This window comes from Paraburkholderia sp. A1BS-2L (assembly GCF_051125205.1).
Classification (GTDB): Bacteria; Pseudomonadota; Gammaproteobacteria; order Burkholderiales; family Burkholderiaceae; genus Paraburkholderia.
Genome location: NZ_CP120428.1, coordinates 1,329,467 through 1,354,783, shown reverse-complemented (window position 1 = coordinate 1,354,783; position 25,317 = coordinate 1,329,467). Strand labels below are relative to the sequence as shown.

The following is a 25,317-nucleotide window of genomic DNA, read 5'->3' as shown; positions in this document are numbered from 1 at the left end:
TTTCCTCAGAAATTGACTGTATTTCTTGCGCGACCGGAGCCGCCTGATGCATGGACACGGACCCGCGAGGCACAGCTTCTATGCGCTTTCGGGGTACACCGTCATATGGGACAGGCTGCGCGGTCGTCAGGTTCAACTTGCCGCAGCGCGCCGGCTATGCATTTGCTGCACAGCCGGTCTTGCGCCGCTTTGCTCCTCCATCGCGCCGCCCATGCAATCGAAGCGGCGCGTACTGCATATTGCTTGCGTGCTGCTTGATCCGGCGATCAGTTGAAATCGCTCTCGAGCAACGGTGCGCGCTTGACCGCCTGGTCGAGCGTGACGAGCGTTTCGAGCAGATCAGCCATGCGATTGAGCGGCACGGCATTGGGGCCGTCCGATTTCGCCTCGGCGGGCTTCGGATGGGTCTCCATGAAGACACCCGCGATGCCCGTGGCCATGGCCGCGCGTGCAAGCACCGGCACGAATTCGCGCTGACCGCCCGAACTCGTGCCCTGTCCGCCCGGCAACTGCACCGAGTGGGTCGCATCGAACACGACCGGCGCGCCGGTCTCGCGCATGATCGCGAGCGAGCGCATGTCCGACACGAGATTGTTGTAGCCGAACGAGACGCCTCGCTCGCACGCCATGAAGCGGTCTTCGGAAAGACCTGCCTCACGCGCCGCATCGCGCGCCTTGTCGATCACGTTCTTCATGTCGTGCGGCGCGAGGAACTGGCCTTTCTTGATGTTCACCGGCTTGCCGGAGCGCGCGCACGCATGGATGAAGTCGGTCTGGCGGCACAGGAACGCGGGCGTCTGCAGGACGTCCACGACCGATGCCACCGGTCCGATCTCTTCTTCCGTATGCACGTCGGTCAGCACGGGCAGGCCGAGCTGGCGCTTCACTTCAGAGAGGATGCGCAGACCCTCGTCCATCCCGAGGCCGCGAAACGACTTGCCGCTCGAGCGATTGGCCTTGTCGTAGGACGACTTGTAGATGAACGGAATGCCGAGCTTCGCGGTGATTTCCTTCAGGCGGCCCGCCGTGTCGATCGTCATCTGCTCGGATTCGACGACACAAGTGCCCGCGATCAGGAAGAACGGCTTGTCGAGACCGACCTCGAAACCGCACAGGTTCATGCTTTCTCCTCAGCGTGCGCCTGCTGGTGGGCGACCGCCGCTTCGACATAGGCCTTGAACAGCGGATGGCCGTCGCGCGGCGTGGACGTGAATTCCGGGTGGAACTGAACGCCCACGAACCACGGGTGCATGTCGCGCGGCAGCTCCATCATCTCCGGCAGGTCCTCGGTTGGCGTACGGGCGCTGATGATAAGGCCGCCGGCTTCGAGCTTGGGCACGTAGCCGTTATTGACTTCATAACGGTGACGGTGACGCTCGTTCACGTCCTTGCCATAAATCTCCGATGCAAGCGTGCCTGGCTTGATCGGGCAACGCTGGGAACCGAGGCGCATGGTGCCGCCGAGATCCGAGTCTTCGCTGCGCTGCTCGACCTTGCCTTCGCGGTCCTTCCATTCGGTGATGAGCGCGACCACGCGGTCCGGCGTGTCCGGATCGAACTCGGTGCTGTTCGCGTGCTTCAGGCCCACCACGTCGCGCGCGAATTCGATCACGGCGAGCTGCATGCCGAGGCAGATGCCCAGATACGGCACCTTCGCTTCACGGGCGTACTGAATGGCCTTGATCTTGCCTTCGGTGCCGCGACGGCCGAAACCGCCCGGCACGAGAATCGCGTCGAGATGCTTGAGGCTTTCAACGCCCTCTTCGTCGATCTGCTCGGAATCGATGTATTCGATGTTCACCTTCGTCGAGGTCTTGATCGACGCGTGGCGCAGTGCTTCGATGAGCGACTTGTACGACTCGGTCAGATCGACATACTTGCCGACCATGCCGATCGTGACTTCATGCTGCGGATTCTCGAGCTTCTCCACCATCTCCGACCACACCGCCAGATTCGCGGGACGTGCCGAAAGCTTCAGCGCGTCGCAGACGATCGAGTCGAGGCCCTGGTCGTGCAGCATCTGCGGAATCTTGTAGATGCTGTCCGCGTCCCACACCGAAATCACGGCGTCTTCGGGCACGTTCGAGAACATCGAGATCTTCGCGCGTTCGTCGTCGGGAATGCGGCGGTCGGCGCGGCACAGCAGCACGTTCGGATAGATGCCGATTTCGCGCAGCTTCTGCACGCTGTGCTGCGTGGGCTTGGTCTTGAGCTCGCCAGCCGTGGCGATGAACGGCACCAGCGTAAGGTGCACGAAGCACGCGCTGTTGCGGCCGAGACGCAGGCTCATCTGGCGCGCGGCCTCGAGGAACGGCAGCGATTCGATGTCGCCCACCGTGCCGCCCACTTCGACGATCGCCACGTCCGGCTCGCCACAGGTGGCCGAAGCCGCGCCGCGCTCGATGAACGCCTGGATTTCGTTGGTGATGTGCGGGATGACCTGCACGGTCTTGCCCAGATAGTCGCCGCGGCGCTCCTTGCGGATCACCGATTCGTAGATCTGGCCCGTGGTGAAGTTGTTGGCCTTGCGCATCTTCGTGCTGATGAAGCGCTCATAGTGGCCGAGGTCGAGGTCGGTTTCCGCTCCGTCTTCCGTCACGAACACTTCGCCGTGCTGAAACGGGCTCATCGTGCCGGGGTCGACGTTGATGTAGGGATCGAGCTTGAGGAGGGTGACTTTCAGACCGCGCGATTCGAGGATCGCGGCGAGGGAGGCGGCGGCAATACCCTTGCCAAGGGAAGAAACTACGCCGCCGGTGACGAAAACATATTTGGTCATCGCTGGATGCTCGCGGGAAAAACGGATTATACCGTAAAGCAAGGGCTAACCCTGAATTTTGCGTGAGCTCTTTATCGGGCGACGCGCGGCCATGAAGGACTGATTGCGCCCCTTCCAATGCTTGCCGCGATGTTTGCCGGACCCGCCGCCAGGCGTGCCCGCGCGAAACCATGCAGCTCAGTTGCCGTTGGCCATTGCGTAGAGCATGCGCTGCACTGCGCGCGCCGTCTCGATCGGCCGCTCCATCGGGTAGAGGTGGCTGCCCTCGATCCATTCGAATCGCTCGCCGGCAATGCGCTGCGTGGCCGCCAGCCCGACCTGGCGCACCTCCTTCGAGCGCGTTCCGCCGATAAAGCTGACCGGTACGGGTGAGCCATGCGCGAGCCGCGTGCCGAAGGTGTGCGGCAAGGTTCGGTAGATCAGGTACTCGGTGCGGCGGTCGAACGCGAGCGTGCGCGTGCCGTCGGCCGAGGTCTGAGGAATGCCGAAGTCGATATAGTCGGACAGTACGCGCTCGTCCCAGCGCGCGAACGCGGGCTTCGAATGAAAATGGCGCCAGGCCTCTTCGCGGTTCGCCCAACTGGTGCGGCGCGTGCGCGTGACGGCGGCCGGAGAGAGGCGCTCGTCGAGTCCGGTCCATTGCGAGAATCTGAGCATGCTGCTGCGCCAGCCCGCGATCACCGGCGAGTCGAGCATCACCACGCCCCTCACCCAGTGCGGCTTCCTGAGCGCCGCCATCAGCGAGAGATAGCCGCCGAGCGAATGGCCGACCAGCCAGACCGGATTTTCGTAACGGCGCCCGATGTCCTCGATCAGTTGATCGACGAGATGCGGCCAGTCGCGCGTCACGGGGTAGCGCGCGTCGTGGCCGATGCGCTCGATATAGCGCAGTTCGTGGGTGTCGCCGAGCTCCGCGAAGAGCGTGCGATAGGTCGAAGCCGGAAAGCCGTTCGCGTGCGAAAAGTGGATGACGTTCTTCAATGCCCTGTTGTCTCCGGTCCTCAGTTCTGTTGCTGGATTTGCTGATGCTGCTTCACCGGACTTCCCTGCCCTTGCACGCGCCTCATTCGCCCTTGTCCATCCAGTAACGCCGCTGCGTATCGCGAAAGCGCTCGACGCCAAGCGCGCCGGGCGCCGCTTCGATTCGAGCCGCGCCATCGGTGTCGCTGCGCGCCAGCACGATGTGGCGCGACTCGTAGCGCGCGAACACCCCCGGGTGCGGATGGTGAAACCGGTTCAAATAGGCTACCTGAAAAATGGCGACGCGCGGCCCGACAGAATCGAGGAACGGCTCGGTCGACGAGGTCTTGCTCCCGTGGTGCGGCACGACCAGCACCTGGGCCTGCAGACGGCTGGGGTCGCGCGCGACGAGCGTGCGCTCGGTGGGTGCCTCGATGTCGGCGGCGAGCAAAGCGGAGACGGAGCGGCTTTCCGTATCACCCTCGGTGCCGCGCCCAGGCGCCGTGGAGATGCGCAGCACGCAGCAATGCGCATTGGGTTTGCCGGAGAGCGGTCCGGCGCTTGGCCAGAGCACCTCGAACGTGACGCCATCCCACTGCCAGCGCTGGCCGGCGGCGCATTGCACGGCGTCGGCGCCCGCGCGGCGCGCGCTCGCCCAAAGTGGATGATCGGGCAGAATACCCGCGACGAACTGATGCACCGGCATGGCATCGAGTACGGCCTGCGCGCCGCCCGAGTGATCGGAATCGTCGTGGCTCACCATGAGCGCGTCGAGCCGCATCACGCCATGCGCCTGCAGATAAGGCACGACGATCCGCTCGCCTGCATGCGTGGATTCCGGCCCAGGGCCGGCATCAAAGAGAAGCGTGTGCCGCGCGGTCTCGACGAGCACTGCCGTCCCCTGCCCGATGTCGAGCGCGCTCAGGCGAAACGTGCCTGACGGCGGCCCGCTCGGCGGAGGCACAAGAAGCGGCAACCAGGTGAATGGCGCGAGCCAGCGCAACGGCCAGCCGCGCGGCGCGAGACACCATGCGACGCCGACCGCCGCACAACCCAGCGCCCAGTAGCCGGGCTGGGGCAGGCGCAACACGGCCCACGGCCACCCTTCCAGCGTGGCGAGCGCGGTGGCGAGCGCCTCGATCAACGAATGCGCCGCGCGCAGCGCGAAGGCATCGAGTGGTGCAGGCAGCACGACGCCAGCCAGCACGGTGGGCGTCACGAACAGGCTGACCCACGGAATTGCAAAAGCGTTCGCCAGTGGCCCAATCAGCGGGATCTGCATGAACCAATACGCAGTGAGCGGCGCGAGTGCAAGGGTGACCGCCCACTGAACGCGTGCTCCGTCCCGCACCTTGGTCCAGAGGCTGCGCGCGATTCGACGCCAGCGCTCGTAACTAATGACTGCATGGAGGCACGCACCCAGGCGTGGCGAACGATTCGCTTCTGGCTGCTCCGTCCTCTCGCGCATCGGATCGGCTTCTTCCGGCGAAAGTTCGATATCGTCGATTCGCCGCACGCGCGGCACCCCGCTCGCCGCGAACAGGATGGCCGCCACGGCACCGAAGGAAAGCCAGAATCCAGCCGCTGTGACCGCCCACGGATCGCGCAGCAACACAAGACCGAGTGCCCACGCGAGCACATGGCCGCGCGCCAGTTCGCGCGAACTCCAGAGCGCCGCGGCCGTGACCATGAGCATCCACAGCGCGCGCTGCACGGGGACGTTGAATCCGGCCAGCGCAGCGTAGGCCGTCGCCACGCAGAGCGCGCCCGCAACGGCCATTTTCTGTGCCGGCACGAGCAGCGGCGCTTCGACGCCACGCCAGCGCGCACGCCGCCAGAGCGCGCCCACGATCCAGCCGGACAAGCCGGCGACGAACGTTAGATGCAGCCCAGAAATCGCCACGAGATGGCTCGTGCCGGTATTGCGCAGCAGCCGTCAGTCGGCGTCGCTCACCGCATCCTGCGCGCCGGTCGCCAGCGCCACGACGATGCCGCGATGCGGCGCATCGGCGAGCATGGCGTCGATGCGCGCACGCACCGCCTCGCGCACCCGCTCGATGCGCACGCCAACGCCCCGTGCATCTACTGCCAGCCGCCGCGCATGCTCGGAGTTGCTGACGTAGCCTGTCGCGCGCACACCCCGCGAGAGCAAGGTGGTTTCCGTGTCGCGCAACCCGAAGTTGCCTTCGCCGTGAGGACGCTTGAGCCGCACGCTCAGGCGCCAGCGTTCGCCGGGTTCGATGCGGGGCAACGGCGCGTCGCGCGCCATCCACGTGAGTTGTATGCGTTGCGGCAGCTTCGCACCAGCGGCGCGGGCGGACCACGACTCCACGGCAAACACGAAGCTTGCCCTGCCTGCGTCGTGCGCGAGCATGCGAGCGACATGTCCGGTCACCTCGATATCGCGTGCCTGCCAGGCCACCGGCAACGCTTCGGCGAGCCGCAGCTCGGCTGCGCCAGGCAGCATAGCCGAAGCCTGCGCAGGCCGAGGCCGTGCCCACGGCCATCCAACCGGCGAACCTCCGCAGGCCGCCCGGCGCATCGCCCAGCATCCACATCGCCCCCAGCGCCGCAAGCACTGCCAGCACCACCAACGCGAGCCACGCGCCCCACCCCGGCAATGCCGCCTGGCGTTGCAGCACGATCACTCCGAGCGCGAATCCGCACCACATTGCACGCATCGCGCCTCCTTCGATTCAGGGTGGCGCGCAAGCACAAGCCGCATGAGTTGCGCTCGCCACCCGATGCAGCCGCTTTATCGTGCGATAAAACGCGCCATCCTCGAAGGAATTATGCAGACGAAAGTGCGAGCCGGGGCAGCGCCGCCACAGCGTTGGCCGTTGTGCCAAGGGCGATTTCTTCGGGCGTCATGCCGCGCAATTCGGCAAGCACGGCGCCGATGCGCGGCACCTGGTCAGGCGTGTTGCGCGCCCGATAGAGCCAGGACGGCGAGATGTCGGGCGCATCGGTTTCCATGACGATCGCCTCGATCGGCAATTGCGCCGCGAGGCGCCGGATCTGCAAGGCCCGCTCGAAGGTCACGTTGCCGCCGAAGCCCAGATGCATGCCGTGCTCGATAAATGCATTCGCCTGCTGGAAGCTGCCGTTGAACGCATGCGCGATGCCACGACGCACGCCTTGGCGGCGCAGGCCCTTGAGCACCTGATCCTGCGACTTGCGCACGTGGCAGATCGCGGGCAAGTCGAACTCGCGGGCAAGACGCAGCTGCGCGTCATAGAAGTATTGTTGGCGCGCGTCGTCGAGACCGGGCACGAAGTAGTCGAGGCCGATCTCGCCAATACCGACGAAGCGCGGATCGTCAAGACTCGCCTCGACCTCGGCGCGCAGCGCGTCGACATCCTCGTCGCGAGCGCGCGGCGTATAGAGCGGATGAATCCCGAGCGCGTAGACCGCGCCCGGCGTGCGATGCGCAAGCGCGCGCACGGTCGCGAAGTTCTCGCGCGCGATGGCGGGGATCACGATGCGTGCGACGCCCGACGCGCGCGCGGCCGACGCCATGGCGTCGCGGTCGGCGTCGAACTCGCTGGCATCTAGATGGCAATGCGTATCTACCCACATAAAAATCCACCTGGCAAACGCGCTCCTGCTACGCACAAGCGACGCACGGGCGTCAAGCCTGCACGACCGGCTCCTCGTGCAGGGTGCCGTCGCGCAGCCGCACGATGCGGTCGCAGCGGGCCGCGAGGTCGGGGTCGTGCGTGACGATCACAAAGCTCGTCTGGAATTGATCGGACAATTCGAGCATCAGGTTGAACACCGTCTCCGCCGTGCTGCCGTCGAGATTGCCGGTCGGCTCGTCCGCGAGGACACAGGCGGGCCGCGTCACCAGCGCGCGCGCGATCGCCACGCGCTGGCGCTCGCCGCCCGAGAGCTCGCCGGGGCGATGCCGCGCGCGATGCGCGAGGCCCACGCGATCGAGCATCTCGAGCGCTTCGCGGCGCGCGTCGTCCTGCGTCATGCGGCGAATGCGCAGCGGCATCGCCACGTTATCGAGCGCCGAAAACTCGGGCAGCAGATGATGGAATTGATAGACGAAGCCCAGCGCGCGATTGCGCAGGTCGTTGCGATCGCGCTCGGAAAGCGCCGTGAACGGCTTGCCGAGCAGCTTGACGTTGCCGGTGCCCGGCTCGTCGAGACCGCCCAGCACGTGCAACAGCGTGCTCTTGCCCGAGCCGGACGCGCCCACGATCGCGAGTTTCTCGCCGCGCTTCACCGAGATCTCGGTGTCGTGCAGCACGTTCACGGCCAGCGCGCCCTGCCCGAACACCTTGGACACGCCGTGCCCTTCGAGCACGTACGGATAGTCGCCCGCCGTGGCGAGAATCGATTGACGTTCACTCATAACGCAGCGCCTCCGCCGGACGAACCTTGGCCGCGCGCCAGCTGGGATAGAGCGTCGCAAGCGCGGACAGCACGAACGCAATCGAGCCGATGCGGATCACGTCGGAGGCGACGAGTTCCGAAGGCAGCTCGCTGATGAAATAAACCGAAGGCGGCAGGAACTGCACGCCGAGCAAATGCTCGATCATCGGCACGCTCCATGGAATGCTCCACGCGATCAGGCAGCCGAGCGCGATGCCGATGGCGGTGCCCGCGAAGCCGATCGTCACGCCCTGCACGAAGAATATCTTCATGATCGAGCCGGGCTGCGCGCCGAGCGTGCGCAGGATCGCGATGTCGGCCTGCTTGTTGGTGACGGTCATCACGAGCGACGACACGAGATTGAACGCCGCCACTGCGATGATGAGCGTGAGAATGATGAACATCATGCGTTTTTCGATCTGCACGGCCGAGAACCAGGTCTTGTTCTGCTGCGTCCAGTCGCGGATATAAAGGTCGCCCGAGAGCGTATGCACGAGCTGGCGCGCCACCGCGGGCGCGCGCTGCATGTCCTTCAGGCGCAGACGGACGCCGCTCGGCGCGGAGAGGCGATAGAGCACTTCGGCGTCGCGGATATTGATGAGCGCAAGCGAGCTGTCGTACTCGTAATGCCCCGACTCGAACACGCCGACCACCGTGAACTGCTTCAGGCGCGGCAGCATGCCCGCCGGCGTAATGCTGCCTTCGGGCGCAACCAGCGTGACCTTGTCGCCCTTCGTCACGCCGAGACTCGCGGCAAGGTCACCGCCGAGCACGATGTTGAAGCCCCCTGGCGTGAGGTCGTTCAGGCTGCCCGCCTTCATTTCCTTGCCGATGTCGGACACCTGCGGCTCTTCGGATGGCTCGACGCCACGCAGCGCGACGCCGCTCAGGCTCTCGCCGCGCGTGAGCAGCGCCTGGGCATCCACATAGGGCGCGGCACCGATCACCTCGGGATTGCTCTTTGCCTCTTTGGCGGTGAGCTGCCAGTCGGGCATAGCGCCGGTCGGCGAAAAAATTTCGATGTGCGCCAGCACCGAGAGCATGCGGTCGCGCACGTCGCGCTGAAAGCCGTTCATCACCGAGAGCACGACGATGAGCGCCGCCACGCCAAGCGCAATGCCCGACATCGAAATGAGCGCGATGAACGAAATAAAGCCGTTGCCGGTCGTGCGCTTGCCGGCGCGCGTGTAGCGCCAGCCAATTTGCCATTCGTAGGGAAGTTTCAAGCGAATCCTTTCGTGCGTCTTCGTTGCGCGTGGGGCGCGCCGGCCCGCAAGCTGCTGGATCAAGTTTACGCGCCGCAGCAAACCGGCGGTCAACCGCGAAGTTTGCCACACTCGAGACGTCTCACGGACTTTACGCCGCCGCGGCGCCAACGGCGCCGAAGTACAATGCGCACCATCATGCCCGTCGACCGACTCCATCTCCTCGTGCCGTTCGCGCTGCCATCCGCGGCGGCAGCCTCAACCGCCCTCGCTGGCCTCGAATTCCCGGCACTCTCGAAACTGGTCGCGCGCGCGACGCTGGGCGAGCAGGTGATCGGCGAGGATTTTCAGCGCACGCTCCCGCACGAGCGATGGATCGCGCGCGCGTTCGGCGCGGCCGCACCCCGGGCGGCCGATAAAGCAGCCGACACAGCGGACAAGAACGGTGTGAGCAGCGCCGACGACGAAGCCCCGCTCGCCCCGTGGATGCTGCTCGCCGACGGCGGCACGCCCGGCGACGCCACCTGGGCCTGCATCCAGCCCGTGCACGTGCGCATCGCCCACGACCATCTGGTGCTGATCGACCCGGCTTCGCTCGAACTCGCCGACGCCGATGCCGCAGCGCTCTACGCCGTGGCCCGACCGCTCATCGAGGAACTCGGCGTGCGCGTCGAAGCGCCCACGCCCCAGCGCTGGTATCTGTCGAGCGATCAGTTCGGCACGCTCGCGGGCGCGTCGCCGCTGCGCGCGAGCGGGCGCAACATCGAGATCTGGCTGCCTCACGAGGCGCGCTCGGGCCAGCGCTCGCGTGCATGGATGAAGGTGCAGAACGAGGTGCAGATGGCCTGGTTCGAACACCCCGTGAACGAAGCGCGCGAGGCGCGCGGCCTGCCCGCCGTCAACTCGATCTGGTTCCACGCGCAAGGCGCGCTGCACCCGGTCAAGCGGGCGTTCGCGCGCGTGCGCTCGGACGCGGCGGCCACGCGCGGGCTAGCGCTCGCCGCCGGCGCGGAACTCGGCGCGGCGCCCGAGACGTTCCGCGCGCTGACTGCCGCGCCTGCATCGGCTGGCGACGCGTTGCCGGACAACGTCACGCTCGTCGAACTCGACCCGTTCTCCGCCGCCTATATCCAGCAGGACTGGGGCGGCTGGAACGCCGCGTTCGCGAAGCTCGAGCGCGACTGGTTCGCGCCCGCGCTCGCCGCCCTCCAGGCCGGCGAGCTGGCCGAACTCGGCTTCACGCTGTGCGGCGACACCGGTTCGGTCACGCTCACGGCCACGCGCGGCGACCTGCGCAAATTCTGGCGACGCCGCGAGTTCGCGTCGCTGTTCGTCGAATAACATCCAGCGTTTCTTACACGTGTTTCTTACACGCGCTTCTTACATGACCTCTCACGCATGACCCGAATCGTCACCCGCGCCTGCTCCCCCGCCGATACCGAAGCTCTGGTCCGTCACGGCCTGCACCCGGTGCTCGCCCGGCTCTATGCCGCACGCGGCGTTTGTCAGCCCGACGAGATCGAAACCGGCCTCAACCGGCTACTCCCGCCCGCCGGCATGAAGGGGCTCGACGACGCCGCGACTCTGCTCGCCGACGCGCTCGAAGCGCAGTGCCGCATGCTCGTGGTCGCCGACTACGACTGTGACGGCGCGACCGCCTGCGCCGTGGCCGTGCGCGGCCTGCGCATGCTCGGCGCGCAAATCGACTATCTGGTGCCGAACCGTTTCGAGTATGGCTATGGCCTCACGCCCGAGATCGTCGCGCTCGCGGCCCAGCGCAAGGGCGGGCCACCTGATGTCCTGATCACGGTGGATAACGGCATCGCCAGCGTGGACGGCGTGGAGGCCGCCAACGCGCTCGGCATCGAAGTGCTCGTGACCGACCACCATCTGCCCGGCGACACGCTCCCCGACGCACGCGCCATCGTCAACCCGAACCAGCCGGGCTGTACGTTCGAGAGCAAGTGCATCGCGGGCGTGGGCGTCATGTTCTATACGCTGCTCGCCTTGCGCGCCGAACTGCGTCAGCGCGGCTGGTTCGATGAAACGCGTCCCGAGCCGCGTCTGGATGGCCTGCTCGATCTGGTCGCGCTCGGCACCGTCGCCGACGTCGTCAAGCTCGACTGCAACAACCGCGTGCTCGTCGCACAGGGTTTGCAGCGCATCCGCAACGGCCGCATGCAGCCCGGCATCGCCGCGCTGTTTCGCGCTGCGGGCCGCGACGCGAAAAGCGCTTCGGGCTTCGACCTGGGCTTCGCGCTCGGGCCGCGCCTGAACGCGGCTGGCCGCCTCTCCGACATGTCGCTCGGCATCGAATGCCTGACCACCGACGACGTGGGCCGCGCCTGGGAACTCGCCCAGCAACTCGATACGATGAACCGCGAGCGCCGCGAAATCGAAGCGGGCATGCAGCAGCAGGCGCTCGCCGATCTCGCCAGCGTCGATCCGCAGGACAACGCCACGCTCACGCTCTTCAACGAGGGCTGGCATCAGGGCGTGATCGGCATCGTCGCCGGGCGGCTCAAGGAGAAGTTCCACCGCCCCTCGTTCACGTTCGCGCCCGCCGACGACAACGGCGAGCTCGTGAAGGGCTCGGGCCGATCGATCCCCGGCTTCCATCTGCGCGACGCAATCGACCTCATCAGCAAGCGCGAGCCCGGCCTGATCCACAAGTTCGGCGGCCACGCGATGGCCGCGGGCATGACAATCGCCGCCGCCGACGTGCCGCGCTTTGCCGCCGCGTTCGAGCGCGTGGGCCGCGAATGGCTCTCCGCCGAGGCGCTCGCGCGCACGGTGGAGACCGATGGCGAGCTCGAGGACGCGTGGTTCACGCCCGATTTCGTCGAAATGCTCGACGCGGCCGTCTGGGGCCAAGGATTTCCGGCACCCGTTTTCTCGGGTGAATTCGAGGTGGCCTCGCAGGCGCTCGTGAAGGACAAGCATCTCAAACTCCAACTGCTGCGCGGGCGCCAGCGCTTCAACGCGATCTGGTTCAACCACACCGAGACGCTGCCGCAGCATACGACCGTCGCCTACCGGCTCGTGCGCGACACGTGGAACGGCGTCTCGCGCGTGCAGCTCGTGGTGGAGCACGCGGCGCTCTGAGGGGCGCATGGGGCGCGAACCCGGCGCTGCGCACCGTCCGCCGCGCCCTTTATGCATGTCCAATCAGCTATAATTTGATGTTTTACACGCCGGATCACGACACAAATGGAAGCGGAACGTCTCAACGCGATCGAAGCCCTTTTGGCGGACCTGCGCACGCGCGCAGGCGAGCTACGGGGGTATCTTTGACTACGACGTAAAAGCCCGACGGCTCGTCGAAGTCAACAGCGAACTCGAAGACCCTAACGTCTGGAACGACTCCAAACACGCACAGGGTCTCGGCAAGGAAAAGAAGCTGCTCGAAGGCGTGGTGCACGTGCTCGACGGCATCGAGAACGACACGCGCGACACCCAGGACCTCTTCGAGATGGCCCGCGAGGAAGGCGATGAAGACACGCTCGTCGCCATCGAAACCGATGCTCAGGCGATCGAAGCGCGCGTCGCCGACGTCGAGTTCCGCCGCATGTTCGCGAACCCGGCCGACCCGAACAACGCGTTCATCGACATCCAGGCGGGCGCGGGCGGCACCGAGGCCTGCGACTGGGCTTCGATGCTGCTGCGCCAGTATGTGCGCTACTGCGAGCGCAAGGGCTTCAAGACCGAGGTGCTCGAAGAGTCCGAAGGCGACGTGGCCGGCATCAAGAGCGCAACGATCAAGGTCGAAGGCGAATACGCCTACGGCTTCCTGCGCACCGAAACCGGCATTCACCGCCTCGTGCGCAAGTCGCCGTTCGATTCGTCGGGCGGACGCCACACGTCGTTCTCGTCGGTGTTCGTGTATCCGGAAATCGACGATTCGTTCGAGATCGAAGTCAATCCGGCCGACCTGCGAATCGACACGTACCGCGCTTCGGGCGCGGGCGGTCAGCACATCAACAAGACCGACTCCGCCGTGCGTATCACGCACATCCCGTCGGGCATCGTCGTGCAGTGCCAGAACGACCGCTCGCAGCACCGCAACCGCGCCGAAGCCATGGCCATGCTGAAGTCGCGCCTGTACGAAGCCGAAATGCGCAAGCGCCAGTCGGAGCAGGACAAGCTCGAAGCGGGCAAGTCGGATGTGGGCTGGGGCCACCAGATCCGCTCCTACGTGCTCGACAACAGCCGCATCAAGGATCTGCGCACGAACGTCGAAATCAGCAACACCAAGGCCGTGCTCGACGGCGATCTCGACGCTTTCATCAGCGCAAGCCTGAAACAGGGCGTGTAAGCCCGGGCGCCGCCCTCTTCTGCCGCGCCGCGGCCCGTGAGGCACTCCGCCCGGGCCGCAAACCGAAACATCTGCCCGTATCTTCTGCGGACACAAACCGCGAATCCAAGAACCCGAGCCACCATGACCGAACCGACCCAGCCGAACGCGGCCAGCGCCGCGCCCGAAGTCGACGACAACCAGATCATCGCCGAGCGCCGCGAAAAGCTGCGCGCGCTGCGCGAAGCGGGTGTCGCCTATCCGAACGACTTCCGCCCCACCCACCACGCCGCCGACCTGCAGCGCACCTACTCCGACACCGACAAGGACGCGCTCGAAGCGCAAGCCCTCGAAGTATCGATCGCCGGCCGCATGATGCTCAAGCGCGTGATGGGCAAGGCGAGCTTCGCGACGGTGCGCGACGGCTCGGGCCAGATCCAGTTCTTCATCACGCCAGCCGACGTGGGCGAAACCACCTACGACGCGTTCAAGAAGTGGGATCTCGGCGACATCGTCGCGGCCAAGGGCGTGCTGTTTCGCACCAACAAGGGCGAGCTCTCGGTCCGCTGCACGGAACTGCGCCTGCTCTCGAAGTCGCTGCGCCCGCTGCCGGACAAGTTCCATGGCCTGTCTGACCAGGAAATGCGCTATCGCCAGCGCTATGTCGACCTGATCGTCACGCCCGAAGCGCGCGAAACCTTCGTGGCGCGCACCAAGGCGATCTCGTCGGTGCGCCGTTTCATGGCCGACGCCGGTTTCATGGAAGTCGAAACGCCCATGCTGCACCCGATCCCGGGCGGTGCGGCGGCCAAGCCGTTCGTCACGCACCACAACGCGCTCGACATGCAGATGTTCATGCGCATCGCGCCCGAGCTCTATCTGAAGCGCCTCGTCGTCGGCGGCTTCGAGCGCGTGTTCGAGATCAACCGGAACTTCCGTAACGAAGGCGTTTCGCCGCGTCACAATCCGGAATTCACGATGATGGAGTTCTACGCCGCGTACACGGATTACACGTGGCTCATGGACTTCACGGAACAGCTGATCCGCCAGGCCGCCGTGGATGCGCGCGGCAACGCCGTGCTCACGTACCAGGGCCGCGAGCTCGATCTTTCGAAGCCGTTCCATCGCCTGACGATCACCCAGGCGATCCAGAAGTACGCGCCGCAGTACACGAACGAGCAGCTCGCCGACGCGGACTTCCTGCGCACGGAACTCAAGAAGTTCGGCGTGGACACGAACCAGCCTGCGTTCCTGAACGCGGGCGTGGGCTCGCTCCAGCTTGCGCTCTTCGAAGAAACTGCCGAGTCGCAACTGTGGGAGCCGACCTTCATCATCGACTACCCGGTCGAAGTCTCGCCGCTCGCGCGCGCCTCCGATTCGACGCCGGGCATCACCGAACGCTTCGAGCTCTTCATCACGGGCCGCGAAATCGCCAACGGCTTCTCAGAGCTCAACGATCCGGAAGACCAGGCCGCACGCTTCAAGAAGCAGGTCGAGCAAAAGGATGCCGGCGACGAGGAAGCGATGTACTACGACGCCGACTACATTCGCGCGCTCGAGTACGGCATGCCCCCGACGGGCGGCTGCGGCATCGGCATCGACCGCCTGATCATGCTGCTTACCGATAGCGCCAGCATCCGCGATGTGATTCTCTTCCCGCATCTGCGCCGCGAAGACTAAGCCTCACACGTGCCGAACGGGGCGCATGCGGCTCAGGCCGTATGCGCCCCGTTTGCATTTGTAACCGGCAGTAAATGTGCCCGCCCCACTGCCGGGCGCGCCAGATACATAGGCGGAAAACCCGTATCGTGCGGGGCGACACGCCCCCCTGCCTTCGTTCGATCCCTGTTTCGACTTGTGCTCGCACAAGTCAGGTTACAAATTGAAACGTTCGAACGATCGAATTGGCCCAAACTTGTTCAAACAAAGGTAACTCTGCCCAAGACGGAGCCACTCATGAACAATCCTGATCCGAAACCGACCACACCGAACCGCCGTATCCACCCGCTCGTCGCCACTGCGGCGGCGGCTGTCATTGTTGCCAGCCTCGCGGCCACGGCGGCCATCACCGGCGTCTTCCCCAAGGCATCGAGCACGACTGAACAGAACGCGCAAAGCCAGACCGGCCAGACCGAGATGATGGCATCGCAGCCGGTGCTCGACTCGACCCGGCCCGCGACCAGCGCGCAAATCACGCAGAACGCGGCGCAGAATGCCGCACAGAACGAGCAAAACGCCGCTGCTGAGCCGCAGCCTGCGCCAGTGGCCCGGCAACAGCCGGCGGCAACGGCCGCTCCGCCGGCCCAGTACGCCCAGCAGCCGCAGCAATACGCCCAGGAAGCGCCACCCCAGCAGGCCGCGTGCGCCTCGTGCGGCGTGGTCGAGGGCATCTCCGAGTCGCGTCAGGAAGGTCATGGCACCGGCATCGGCGCGGTGGGCGGCGCAGTCGCGGGTGGCGTGGTCGGCAATCAGTTCGGCGCCGGCAACGGCCGCACGGCCATGACGCTGCTGGGCGCGCTCGGCGGCGGCCTCGCCGGCAATTCGGTGGAAAAACATCTGCGCAGCACCACGAGCTACTCGGTGCGCGTGCGCATGGACAACGGCAAGACGCGCTACTTCACGTATCACGAAGCGCCGCCGTTCCAGCAAGGCCAGCGCGTGCGCGTCGAACACGGCACGCTCGCGGCAGGATGATGAACGCGTAACTTCGCGCCCCGCTCCTGAAACGAAAAAGGCGATTCACCTTCACGGTGAATCGCCTTTTTGCTGCACGAATCGGATCAGTAACCCGCTTCTTCGATCCAGGCCGCCTGAATGGCCTCCAGGATCTTCTCATTCGAGCGCTCGGGAGCGTCGTCGAAACCTTCGAGCTCGGTGATCCAGCGATGCAGATCGGTGAAGCGCACGTACTGCGGGTCGATCTCGGGATGCGTATCCGTCAACGCCATTGCGATGTCCTGCGTATCGGTCCATTTCATGGCAGCGCGCTCCTCTCTCCGATGGATTAGTGGTTTTCCTTCGCGTGGTTGATCGAGTAACGCGGAATCTCGATCACGAGGTCATCTTCGGCGGGCACGAGGGCCTGGCACGACAGCCGCGAAGTGGGCTCCAGACCCCACGCCTTGTCGAGCAGGTCGTCTTCGGTTTCCTCCGACGGCTCGAGCGCATCGAAACCTTCGCGCACGATCACGTGACAGGTCGTGCAGGCGCACGACTTCTCGCAAGCATGTTCGATCTCGATGCCGTGCTCGAGCAGCGCATCGCACACACTCTCACCCGGCTTGGCGTCGATGACCGCGCCCTCCGGACACAGTTCGACATGGGGCAGCACCACGATTTGAGGCATTGTGATTTCCGTATCCAATAACTTCTGTATCGGGCGCGACCCGCCTGCCGACGGTGTCATCGCCCATTCTACTGAGGTCGCGCGCCTGGCTGCATCGGGAAAGCACGCACGCGGCGCGCGCTTTACATCTTGCTTCCCGGTGCGTTGGCCGGCGCGCGCCCAATCAACCTTTAACCAATTTCGTCGAGCTTCTTGCCCGCGAGCGCGCGCTTGATGCCCTTGTCCATGCGCCGTGCGGCAAACTCGTCCGTGCCTTCGGCGAGCGACTTGGTCGCCACTTCGATTGCGTCGGTGTCCTCGCCCTGCACGATTTGCGCGAGCGCTGCGATCAGCGCATCGAGCTGCGCGCGCTCGGCTTCGTCAAGCAGCTCGCCGTCGGCGGCCAGGGCGGAGTTCGTCGCCTCGATCACGCGTTGCGCCTCGACCTGCGCCTCGCGCAGCGCGCGAGCGCGCATGTCGATGTCGGCGGTCTTGAAGCTGTCCTCGAGCATCTTTGCGATGTCGTCGTCGGCCAGGCCGTAGGACGGCTTCACCACCACCGACGCCTCCACGCCCGAAAGCTGCTCGCGCGCGAACACGGACAAGAGACCGTCGGCGTCCACCTGGTAGGTCACGCGGATGCGCGCCGCGCCCGCCGCCATCGGCGGAATGCCGCGCAGCTCGAAGCGTGCAAGCGAGCGGCAGTCGGAGGTGAGCTCGCGCTCGCCCTGCACCACGTGGATCGCCATCGCGGTCTGGCCGTCCTTGAAGGTCGTGAAGTCCTGCGCGCGCGCCACCGGGATGGTCGAGTTGCGCGGAATGATCTTCTCGACGAGGCCGCCCATCGTCTCCACGCCGAGCGACAGCGGGATCACGTCGAGCAGCAGCCAGTCGTCCTCACCGCCGCGGTTGCCGGCGAGCAGGTCGGCCTGGATCGCCGCACCGAGTGCGACCACCTGATCGGGATCCAGATTCGTGAGCGGCGCCTGGCCGAAGTACTGCTCGACGGCGCGGCGAATCACCGGCATGCGCGTCGCGCCGCCCACCAGCACCACGCCCTTCACTTCGGCCGCGGTCACCTTGGCGTCGCGCAGCGCCTTCCTCGTGGGCGTGAGGGTGCGTTGCACGAGCGCCTGCGTGAGCGCCTCGAACTGCGGCTCGTCGATCGTCAGCGTGATCGGCTTGCCGTTAGAGAGCGTGACTTCAATGCGCGCCTCGGGCGCCGACGAGAGCGCTTCTTTCGCGTCGCGCGCGCGGTCGAGCAGCAAGCGCACGTCTTCAGGCTTGAGCGCCGCGCGCTCGATGCCGGACTGCTCCAGCATCCAGGCGAAGAGCGCCTGATCGAAGTCGTCGCCGCCGAGCGCGGAATCGCCGCCCGCCGCGAGCACTTCGAATACGCCCTTCGTGAGCTTGAGGATCGACAGGTCGAAGGTGCCGCCGCCCAGGTCGTAGACCGCGTAGAGCCCTTCAGCGCCGTTGTCGAGGCCATAGGCGATCGCAGCAGCGGTCGGCTCGTTCAGCAGGCGCAACACGTTCAGGCCAGCGAGGCGCGCAGCGTCCTTGGTGGCCTGGCGCTGCGCTTCATCGAAGTATGCCGGCACCGTGATGACCGCGCCGACGAGTTCGTCGCCGAGCGTGTCTTCGGCGCGCTGGCGCAATGTGGCAAGAATTTCCGCCGAGACCTCGACGGGACTTTTCACGCCGTCGACGGTCTGGATCTGCACCATGCCCGGTGCGTCGACGAATTCGTACGGCGCGTTCGCCGCGCCTTCCACGTCGGCCTTGCCGCGACCCATGAAGCGCTTGACCGAGACGATCGTGTTGCGCGGGTCGCTCGCCGCCTCGGCCTTGGCCGAGCGGCCGATGCGGCGGCCGCCGTTCGTGAGATAGCGCACGACCGACGGCAGCAGCACGTGGCCGTCTTCGTCAGGCAGCACGTCGGGCACGCCGCTGCGCACCGCGGCGACCAGCGAGTTCGTCGTGCCGAGGTCGATGCCGACGGCGAGCCGCCGCTGATGCGGCGCCGGCGCCATGCCGGGTTCGGAAATTTGCAGTAATGCCATCTGTGTGATCTGTTGCGGGCCGCCTGGCATCGTCTGGTCGATCTTTTCGACGATGAATCGACAGCCCTGTGCTGTATCCGTTTCCTACGCTTTTTCCACGCGCCCATGGGGCGCCTGGGCGGCCCCGCCTAACTCTCCAGCCGTTCGATCTGCGAATCGACTTCGGCCGCCACGCGCTCGACGAACATCAACTGGCGCACCGCTTCCGCCGCCGGCTGATTCGAGCCGCTGTCAAGCAACGCGCCCAGCTTCGCGAGACGCACGCGCTCGTCGTCGCGCAGTTCGGCCGCGAGCGCATCGAGCGCGTCGACATTCTTCGCGCCCACCGCATCCTCGATCGCCTCGCGCCATTCCATCTGCTGCATCAGGAACGCCGGCTCCATGGCCGTATTGTTCTCAGCGCCAACTTCGATGCCGCGCAAATGCAGCAGATAAGTCGCGCGCTTGAGCGGATCGCGCAGCGTCTGGTACGCCTCGTTCGCGCGCGTGGCCCACTGCATCGCCACGCGCTTTTGCGCCTCGCCGGCCGCGGCGAAACGGTCGGGGTGCACCTGCGCCTGCACGGCGCGGTAAGCGTGAGCGAGCGCGTCGGCGTCGAGCGCGAACTGCTCGGGCAGGCCGAACAATACGAAATGGCTATCGGAGAGCGAAGAAAGCGAGGCCATCGAAATGAACGTTTTGGGGTGCTGTCGTGAAGATCCGGCGATATCGCTCGCCGCATCAAAAAATCAAAAAGGCGGCACAGGCCGCCTTTTCACCGCAATACGCGCGCTCAAATGCGGAAGGACTCGCCGCAGCCGCACTCGTCCTTCACGTTCGGGTTTTTGAACTTGAAGCCCTCGTTCAGACCTTCGCGCACGAAGTCCAGCTCCGTGCCGTCGATATAGGCAAGGCTCTTCGGGTCCACGATGACCTTCACGCCATGGCTTTCGAACACGTTGTCCTCGGGCGCGAGCTCGTCGACATATTCGAGCTTGTACGCAAGGCCCGAGCAGCCCGTCGTGCGCACGCCAAGACGCAGGCCCACGCCCTTGCCGCGACGGGTCAGGTACTTCTGCACGTGCTGTGCCGCTTTTTCTGTCAACGTGATTGCCATAACGTTTCACCGCTTCCCGCGTCGCTCGCTTCAGGCTTGCGCCTGCTTCGTCCCGACGCGGCGCAGGCTCGCCTGCGTCCAAATTCGTTTATTCCGCAGCGGCTAGCTCACCGGCTTGCCACCGCCCCGCCCGCTCGTGCGCCGAACCCGGCGCACGCTGTCGCGAGCCTTAAGCCGCGTCCGCCTTGGCTTCCGTCGTATGACGCTGACGGTAGTCGGCCACCGCTGCCTTGATCGCGTCTTCCGCGAGAATCGAGCAGTGGATCTTCACCGGCGGCAGCGCCAGTTCTTCGGCGATCTGCGTGTTCTTGATGTCGAGGGCCTGATCGAGCGTCTTGCCCTTCACCCACTCGGTCACGAGCGAGCTCGAAGCGATGGCCGAGCCACAGCCGTAGGTCTTGAACTTCGCGTCTTCGATCACGCCGTCCGCGCCCACGCGGATCTGCAGCTTCATGACGTCGCCGCATGCGGGCGCGCCGACCATGCCGGTGCCGACTGCGTCGTCGTCCTTCGCGAACGAGCCGACGTTGCGCGGGTTTTCGTAGTGGTCCAGAACCTTGTCGCTATATGCCATGATCACACTCCTTCAATTCGTGTTTGCCGCGCTGCATGCAGTGGTCTGCCGATTGCGCTGCGGCCGGGTCGATGTTCGATGCGCCTGAATGCGCCTTAGTGCGCCGCCCACTGGATGGTCGACAAATCGATGCCGTCCTGGTGCATTTCCCACAGCGGCGAGAGCTCGCGCAGCTTGGCGATCTTCGTCTGCAGCAGGTTGATCACGTAGTCGACGTCCTGCTCGGTCGTGAAGCGGCCCACCGTGAAGCGAATCGAGCTGTGTGCGAGTTCGTCGTTGCGGCCTAGCGCGCGCAGCACATACGACGGCTCGAGCGACGCCGAGGTGCACGCCGAACCCGACGACACCGCCACGTCCTTGACCGCCATGATCAGCGACTCGCCTTCGACGAAGTTGAAGCTGATGTTCAGGTTGTGCGGGACACGCTTTTCCATGTCGCCGTTCACGTAGGTCTCTTCGATTTCCGAAAGGCCCTTGAGCAGACGATCGCGCAGCATGCGAACGCGCTCGTTTTCCGTGGCCATTTCTTCACGTGCGATGCGGAACGCCTCGCCCATGCCGACGATCTGGTGCGTGGCCAGGGTGCCCGAGCGCATGCCGCGCTCATGGCCGCCGCCGTGCATCTGCGCTTCGATGCGCACGCGCGGCTTGCGGCGCACGTACAGCGCGCCGATGCCCTTCGGGCCGTAGGTCTTGTGCGCCGAGAATGACATCAGGTCGACCTTCAGCTTTTGCAGGTCGATGGGCGCCTTACCGGTGGATTGTGCGGCATCGACGTGGAAAATGATGCCCTTCTCGCGGCAGATTTCGCCGATCGTCTCGATGTCCTGGATCACGCCGATCTCGTTGTTCACGTGCATCACGGAAACGAGGATCGTGTCGGGGCGGATCGCGGCCTTGAAGTCGTCCAGATCGATCAGGCCATCTTCCTTGACGTTCAGGTACGTGACTTCGTAGCCTTCGCGCTCGAGCTCGCGGCAGGTATCGAGCACGGCCTTGTGCTCGGTCTTCACCGTGATGATGTGCTTGCCCTTGCTCTTGTAGAAGTGCGCGGCGCCCTTGATCGCGAGGTTGTCCGACTCGGTCGCGCCGGAGGTCCAGATGATTTCGCGCGGGTCGGCATTAACAAGCGCCGCGACGTTCTCGCGCGCTTCCTCGACGGCACGCTCCGCGTCCCAACCATAGGCGTGGCTGCGCGACGCCGGATTGCCGAACTGCTCGCGCAGATACGGAATCATCTTGTCCACCACGCGCGGGTCGACAGGCGTCGTCGCGCTGTAGTCCATATAAATGGGCAGGTGGGGAATGTCGTTATTCATCTATCGCTCCGGGGGATTCTGTCTGCTGCTCTGTGTATTGCGCTGGCCGTGGTCGGGATCCGCAATACGGGATCAGGAACCGGCCATGTTGAATATGGAATTCGGCCCGAGCGGCACCGTGCGCACCGGCTCCATCGCCGACGCCTCGGTGCGGCGGTCGCGCAGGACCGTGGGCGCGGCGCCTTCGCGGGCGCGCTGCTTATCCACCAGATCCTTCAGCGAAACCGAATCGAGGTACTCGACCATCTTCTGGTTCAGCGTCGACCAGAGCTCGTGCGTCATGCAGTGGCCGTCGTGCTGCTTGGTGCCCTCGCAGGCGCCCTTGCCGCCACATTGGGTCGCGTCGAGCGGCTCGTCCACGGCGATGATGATGTCCGCGACCGTGACGTCCTCCGCGCGGCGCGCGAGGTTATAGCCGCCGCCCGGCCCACGGACCGATTCGACGATTTCATGACGGCGCAGCTTGCCGAACAACTGTTCCAGGTACGACAGCGAGATATGCTGGCGCTGACTGATACCCGCAAGCGTCACCGGGCCCTGCTCCTGGCGCAGGGCCAGGTCGATCATCGCCGTGACGGCGAAACGGCCTTTGGTGGTGAGTCTCATGATGTAGGGGAACCGCAATTCTCGACAATTTTCGTCAAGTATAAATACATGACTAGTTTAGTCAAGTATCCGCGCCACCATTCGGGTTATTAGGCGCATGACGAAAAGGGAAAACGGCGCAAACCTGCACGGGAGTACGCCGCACGCTCATCTCAGTCCGCCAGTTGAGGGCGCAAGGCCGCCAGCAGGCCCGAACACGCCGTTTCGCACTGGTCGAGCACCGTCTCGAACCCGGCGGCGCCCCCAAAATACGGGTCGGCGACCACGCGCGCCTGCAACTGCGGCGCGAATTCCATCAGCAGCCGGATCTTGTCGCGTCCGGCAGACGGCGCCACTTGCTCGAGTGCCGTCACATTGGCGTCGTCCATCGCGACGATCAAGTCGAACGTGCGAAAGTCTTCCGCCGCGATCTGGCGGGCGCGCAGCGGCGCCAGATCGTATCCGCGCCTGGCCCCGGCTTGCTGGGCGCGTTCGTCGGGCGCCTGGCCGATATGCCAATCGCCCGTGCCCGCCGAATCGACCGACACGTGCGCGCTCAAACCCGCCTCGTCGACAAGGCGCCGCATCACGGCTTCAGCCGTGGGCGAGCGGCAGATGTTGCCGAGACAAACGAAGCAGACGGAAACCTTTTTCATCGAGTCGGATGTGAGGCGGCCAACGGTTTGCAACAAGCCACTGCAGCGCGGGCGAATTTTCAATTATACAAAGTGTCGACGATGTGCGCTGGGCGTAGCGTGCGCCATCGCCCGGGCCCCGGCAGCTTAGATCGCGTTGGTCCGCGGCAACGGCACGACGTCGCGGATTGCCTTGACTGGCGCCTTGACGGGCGTAGTCACCTCGCCCGCGCTGCCAACCAGCCCATATGAAACTGCGCGCGCCAACTCGGCACTCACCTGATCGGCTGCCAGCGGAAACTGCTGCTCGGCGGTATTCCATGCATGGACCCATGCGATCGCCGCAAGTGGCACGATCAGCGCCAACGGCCAATACACCATTATTTTCTTTCTCATGATGCGACTCTCTCTCGACTGTGGAGCGACAGGCTCAGACGCACTATCGCCAGTCGAAATGATATAGATGATCGCAATCAGGAAAAACCCGGCAAAAATGAACACACTATTGTCTCAGGCTAAACAGTGCGCCGCCAGGTGCGGGTGGACCGGCTGGGAGTGCTTCGTCACGTCTTCCGTGTACGCCCGGTCGCATCCAGATGCGTGTGCCGCGCGGCGTAGAGTTCGCGGAACGTGCGCCCGACCGGAGCCGGCATGTCGCGTCCGTCGGTCCAGCCGCGCGCGAACGGCAACTTGCGAATGAGCTGCGCCTGGCCGCCCATACGCTCCAGCACGCGCACACCGAGCTTCGTGAGCAGCGCATAAGCGCCGGGATTCAGCGCAAACCAGCCCCACACCGCCAGCGCCGCGCGTTCGTGCCACGGGCGCAGGCGCCGTTCGGTCTGTTTCTCGCGCAGCTTGCGCAGCAGGTCCGAGAGCGGGATGCCCACCGGACAGACGCTGTTGCACTCGCCGCAAAGCGTGGCGGCCTGCGGCAGATCGAGTGCCTTGTCGATGCCCACGTAGCTTGGCGTGAGCACCGACCCCATCGGCCCCGGATAGACCCAGCCGTACGCGTGCCCACCCACCTTCTGATAGACCGGGCAATGGTTCATGCAGGCGCCACAGCGGATGCAGCGCAGCATCTCCTGAAACTCGCCGCCGATGAGGCCGGTGCGCCCGCCATCGACGAGCACGACATACATATGCTCGGGACCGTCCTGGTCATCCACCCCGCGCGGGCCCGTGAGAACGGAAAAATAGTTCGAGGTGGCCTGTCCCGTGGCCGAGCGCGGCAGCAGGCGCATTGCGGTGGCAAGGTCTTCGAGCGTCGGCAAGACTTTTTCGATGCCGGTGACCGCCACATGCACGCGCGGCATGACGGTGCACATGCCTTCGTTGCCCTCGTTCGTCACGAGCACGACCGAGCCCGTCTCCGCGATGAGGAAGTTGCCGCCCGTCACGCCCATGTCCGCCGAAAGGAAGTGCGGCCGCAACATCTCGCGCGCCTCGCGCGTCATGTCGGGAATTTCCGTGAGGCGCGGCCTGTGATGGGTCTTCGCGAACAGGTCGGCGATCTCGTCCTTGTCCTTGTGAACGACGGGCGCAATGATGTGGCTCGGCGGCTCGTTGTTGTTGATCTGCAGAATGTATTCGCCGAGGTCCGTTTCGATGGATTGCACCCCCATCTCCGCGAGCACCGTGTTGAGCTGCATTTCCTCGGAGACCATCGACTTCGTCTTGATGACCTTGCGCACCTCGTGCTTGCGCGCGATTTCAGCGACGAGCTTCGCCGCATCGCGCGACGTCTCGGCAAACAGGACCGTCACGCCGCGCCGGCTCGCCTCGGCTTCGAACTGCTCGATCCAGACATCGAGATTCTCCAGCGCACGATTGCGGCGCGCCTTGAGCGCCGCGCGCGTGGCCGGAAAGTCGATTGCCGTGATCGCTTCCGCACGCGCGGAAACGAACTTGGTCGAGAGCTTCTTGAGGTTCTGCTGCAGACGCTGATCGGCCAGCTTCTGGCCGGCGCGCGCCTTGAATTGCATCGATTGAACTTGCATGGCGTGAAGTCGGACGTAAGTGCGTTCGTGTGCCGTCGTGTGCGGTCGGATTCAGGCGGATTCTCCGGGCCTCTTGAGTCTTTGATGCCCCGAGGCCCC

At 65.3% G+C, this 25,317-nt stretch carries 22 protein-coding genes and 1 pseudogene; 5 read left to right on the top strand and 18 right to left on the bottom strand.

The window, feature by feature from the left end:
- Positions 1–266: 266 nt before the first annotated feature.
- The 7 genes and pseudogenes from kdsA to P5W98_RS06025 all read right to left on the bottom strand — a co-directional run bounded on the left by kdsA (position 267) and on the right by P5W98_RS06025 (position 9,348).
- Positions 267–1,121: a 3-deoxy-8-phosphooctulonate synthase gene (gene kdsA / locus P5W98_RS06055; protein WP_421023722.1), complete on the bottom strand. Its 855-nt coding sequence runs from the start codon at positions 1,119–1,121 to the stop codon at positions 267–269.
- Positions 1,118–2,779 (bottom strand): CTP synthase, encoded by a 1,662-nt coding sequence (locus tag P5W98_RS06050; protein WP_421043940.1) that lies wholly within the window; start codon positions 2,777–2,779, stop codon positions 1,118–1,120. The genes kdsA and P5W98_RS06050 overlap by 4 nt, the downstream gene beginning before the upstream one ends.
- Before the next feature lie 177 nt (positions 2,780–2,956).
- A complete protein-coding gene (locus P5W98_RS06045) occupies positions 2,957–3,760 on the bottom strand; it encodes an alpha/beta fold hydrolase (protein ID WP_421043941.1) in 804 nt (267 codons plus the stop codon).
- A gap of 82 nt (positions 3,761–3,842) precedes the next feature.
- Positions 3,843–6,420, bottom strand: a pseudogene (locus P5W98_RS06040) (DNA internalization-related competence protein ComEC/Rec2).
- A gap of 109 nt (positions 6,421–6,529) precedes the next feature.
- Entirely contained in the window at positions 6,530–7,318 is a 789-nt protein-coding gene (locus P5W98_RS06035; RefSeq protein ID WP_421079364.1) for a TatD family hydrolase, read from the bottom strand.
- 52 nt (positions 7,319–7,370) lie between these two features.
- Positions 7,371–8,102, bottom strand: a complete 732-nt coding sequence (gene lolD, locus P5W98_RS06030; RefSeq protein WP_421023717.1) for a lipoprotein-releasing ABC transporter ATP-binding protein LolD — start codon at positions 8,100–8,102, stop codon at positions 7,371–7,373.
- Positions 8,095–9,348 (bottom strand): lipoprotein-releasing ABC transporter permease subunit, encoded by a 1,254-nt coding sequence (locus tag P5W98_RS06025; protein WP_421023716.1) that lies wholly within the window; start codon positions 9,346–9,348, stop codon positions 8,095–8,097. Before P5W98_RS06025 ends, lolD begins: the two co-directional genes overlap by 8 nt.
- Positions 9,349–9,513: 165 nt before the next feature.
- On the opposite strand from P5W98_RS06025, the gene P5W98_RS06020 reads away from it, so the two are divergent.
- From P5W98_RS06020 to P5W98_RS06000, 5 genes are all read left to right on the top strand, one after another.
- Positions 9,514–10,668, top strand: coding sequence for a regulator (locus tag P5W98_RS06020; protein ID WP_434718481.1), 1,155 nt, complete (start codon positions 9,514–9,516; stop codon positions 10,666–10,668).
- A gap of 57 nt (positions 10,669–10,725) precedes the next feature.
- Positions 10,726–12,432, top strand: a complete 1,707-nt coding sequence (gene recJ, locus P5W98_RS06015; RefSeq protein WP_434718480.1) for a single-stranded-DNA-specific exonuclease RecJ — start codon at positions 10,726–10,728, stop codon at positions 12,430–12,432.
- Positions 12,433–12,537: 105 nt separating this feature from the next.
- Positions 12,538–13,642 (top strand): peptide chain release factor 2 gene (gene prfB, locus P5W98_RS06010; RefSeq protein ID WP_129561797.1). Its coding sequence is split into 2 segments (ribosomal slippage): positions 12,538–12,618 and positions 12,620–13,642, totalling 1,104 coding nucleotides; the frame shifts between segments, so codons are not numbered across the junction.
- Between the two features lie 123 nt (positions 13,643–13,765).
- The gene (gene lysS, locus P5W98_RS06005; RefSeq protein WP_421079363.1) at positions 13,766–15,301 is read left to right on the top strand and encodes a lysine--tRNA ligase; all 1,536 of its coding nucleotides are present in this window, start codon (positions 13,766–13,768) and stop codon (positions 15,299–15,301) included.
- A 276-nt stretch (positions 15,302–15,577) separates the two neighbouring features.
- Positions 15,578–16,315: a glycine zipper 2TM domain-containing protein gene (locus P5W98_RS06000; RefSeq protein WP_421079362.1), complete on the top strand. Its 738-nt coding sequence runs from the start codon at positions 15,578–15,580 to the stop codon at positions 16,313–16,315.
- Positions 16,316–16,401: 86 nt separating this feature from the next.
- Here P5W98_RS06000 and iscX read toward each other — a convergent pair whose 3' ends face one another.
- The 11 genes from iscX to P5W98_RS05945 all read right to left on the bottom strand — a co-directional run bounded on the left by iscX (position 16,402) and on the right by P5W98_RS05945 (position 25,218).
- Positions 16,402–16,599: a Fe-S cluster assembly protein IscX gene (iscX, locus tag P5W98_RS05995; protein ID WP_421023710.1), complete on the bottom strand. Its 198-nt coding sequence runs from the start codon at positions 16,597–16,599 to the stop codon at positions 16,402–16,404.
- A 26-nt stretch (positions 16,600–16,625) separates the two neighbouring features.
- A complete protein-coding gene (gene fdx / locus P5W98_RS05990; RefSeq protein ID WP_035531100.1) occupies positions 16,626–16,967 on the bottom strand; it encodes an ISC system 2Fe-2S type ferredoxin in 342 nt (113 codons plus the stop codon).
- A gap of 170 nt (positions 16,968–17,137) precedes the next feature.
- Entirely contained in the window at positions 17,138–19,009 is a 1,872-nt protein-coding gene (gene hscA / locus P5W98_RS05985; RefSeq protein ID WP_421079361.1) for a Fe-S protein assembly chaperone HscA, read from the bottom strand.
- Positions 19,010–19,137: 128 nt separating this feature from the next.
- Complete coding sequence (hscB, locus tag P5W98_RS05980; RefSeq protein ID WP_213296298.1) at positions 19,138–19,674, bottom strand: Fe-S protein assembly co-chaperone HscB; 537 nt, start codon at positions 19,672–19,674, stop codon at positions 19,138–19,140.
- A 107-nt stretch (positions 19,675–19,781) separates the two neighbouring features.
- On the bottom strand, positions 19,782–20,105 hold the full coding sequence (gene iscA, locus P5W98_RS05975) for an iron-sulfur cluster assembly protein IscA (protein WP_421023708.1): 324 nt from the start codon (positions 20,103–20,105) through the stop codon (positions 19,782–19,784).
- A gap of 169 nt (positions 20,106–20,274) precedes the next feature.
- Positions 20,275–20,679, bottom strand: a complete 405-nt coding sequence (gene iscU, locus P5W98_RS05970; protein WP_028216879.1) for a Fe-S cluster assembly scaffold IscU — start codon at positions 20,677–20,679, stop codon at positions 20,275–20,277.
- A gap of 95 nt (positions 20,680–20,774) precedes the next feature.
- Positions 20,775–21,998 carry an IscS subfamily cysteine desulfurase gene (locus P5W98_RS05965; protein ID WP_421023707.1) on the bottom strand — a complete coding sequence of 408 codons (1,224 nt, stop codon included), beginning with the start codon at positions 21,996–21,998 and terminating at the stop codon, positions 20,775–20,777.
- Positions 21,999–22,070: 72 nt separating this feature from the next.
- Entirely contained in the window at positions 22,071–22,604 is a 534-nt protein-coding gene (gene iscR, locus P5W98_RS05960) for a Fe-S cluster assembly transcriptional regulator IscR (RefSeq protein WP_421079360.1), read from the bottom strand.
- A gap of 152 nt (positions 22,605–22,756) precedes the next feature.
- Positions 22,757–23,239 carry a low molecular weight protein-tyrosine-phosphatase gene (locus P5W98_RS05955; RefSeq protein WP_421023706.1) on the bottom strand — a complete coding sequence of 161 codons (483 nt, stop codon included), beginning with the start codon at positions 23,237–23,239 and terminating at the stop codon, positions 22,757–22,759.
- 126 nt (positions 23,240–23,365) lie between these two features.
- Positions 23,366–23,614, bottom strand: a complete 249-nt coding sequence (locus tag P5W98_RS05950) for a hypothetical protein (RefSeq protein ID WP_421023705.1) — start codon at positions 23,612–23,614, stop codon at positions 23,366–23,368.
- Positions 23,615–23,781: 167 nt separating this feature from the next.
- Positions 23,782–25,218, bottom strand: a complete 1,437-nt coding sequence (locus P5W98_RS05945) for a lactate utilization protein B (RefSeq protein WP_434718479.1) — start codon at positions 25,216–25,218, stop codon at positions 23,782–23,784.
- Positions 25,219–25,317 lie beyond the last annotated feature (99 nt).

Bases quoted from the DNA above. Each gene is read 5' to 3' on its own strand.
- kdsA (WP_421023722.1), bottom strand. From the start codon at position 1,121: ATGAACCTGTGCGGTTTCGAGGTCGGTCTCGACAAGCCGTTCTTCCTG.
- P5W98_RS06050 (WP_421043940.1), bottom strand. From the start codon at position 2,779: ATGACCAAATATGTTTTCGTCACCGGCGGCGTAGTTTCTTCCCTTGGC.
- P5W98_RS06035 (WP_421079364.1), bottom strand. From the start codon at position 7,318: ATGTGGGTAGATACGCATTGCCATCTAGATGCCAGCGAGTTCGACGCC.
- lolD (WP_421023717.1), bottom strand. From the start codon at position 8,102: ATGAGTGAACGTCAATCGATTCTCGCCACGGCGGGCGACTATCCGTAC.
- P5W98_RS06020 (WP_434718481.1), top strand. From the start codon at position 9,514: ATGCGCACCATCATGCCCGTCGACCGACTCCATCTCCTCGTGCCGTTC.
- recJ (WP_434718480.1), top strand. From the start codon at position 10,726: ATGACCCGAATCGTCACCCGCGCCTGCTCCCCCGCCGATACCGAAGCT.
- lysS (WP_421079363.1), top strand. From the start codon at position 13,766: ATGACCGAACCGACCCAGCCGAACGCGGCCAGCGCCGCGCCCGAAGTC.
- P5W98_RS06000 (WP_421079362.1), top strand. From the start codon at position 15,578: ATGAACAATCCTGATCCGAAACCGACCACACCGAACCGCCGTATCCAC.
- iscX (WP_421023710.1), bottom strand. From the start codon at position 16,599: ATGAAATGGACCGATACGCAGGACATCGCAATGGCGTTGACGGATACG.
- fdx (WP_035531100.1), bottom strand. From the start codon at position 16,967: ATGCCTCAAATCGTGGTGCTGCCCCATGTCGAACTGTGTCCGGAGGGC.
- hscA (WP_421079361.1), bottom strand. From the start codon at position 19,009: ATGGCATTACTGCAAATTTCCGAACCCGGCATGGCGCCGGCGCCGCAT.
- hscB (WP_213296298.1), bottom strand. From the start codon at position 19,674: ATGGCCTCGCTTTCTTCGCTCTCCGATAGCCATTTCGTATTGTTCGGC.
- iscA (WP_421023708.1), bottom strand. From the start codon at position 20,105: ATGGCAATCACGTTGACAGAAAAAGCGGCACAGCACGTGCAGAAGTAC.
- iscU (WP_028216879.1), bottom strand. From the start codon at position 20,679: ATGGCATATAGCGACAAGGTTCTGGACCACTACGAAAACCCGCGCAAC.
- P5W98_RS05965 (WP_421023707.1), bottom strand. From the start codon at position 21,998: ATGAATAACGACATTCCCCACCTGCCCATTTATATGGACTACAGCGCG.
- iscR (WP_421079360.1), bottom strand. From the start codon at position 22,604: ATGAGACTCACCACCAAAGGCCGTTTCGCCGTCACGGCGATGATCGAC.
- P5W98_RS05955 (WP_421023706.1), bottom strand. From the start codon at position 23,239: ATGAAAAAGGTTTCCGTCTGCTTCGTTTGTCTCGGCAACATCTGCCGC.
- P5W98_RS05950 (WP_421023705.1), bottom strand. From the start codon at position 23,614: ATGAGAAAGAAAATAATGGTGTATTGGCCGTTGGCGCTGATCGTGCCA.
- P5W98_RS05945 (WP_434718479.1), bottom strand. From the start codon at position 25,218: ATGCAAGTTCAATCGATGCAATTCAAGGCGCGCGCCGGCCAGAAGCTG.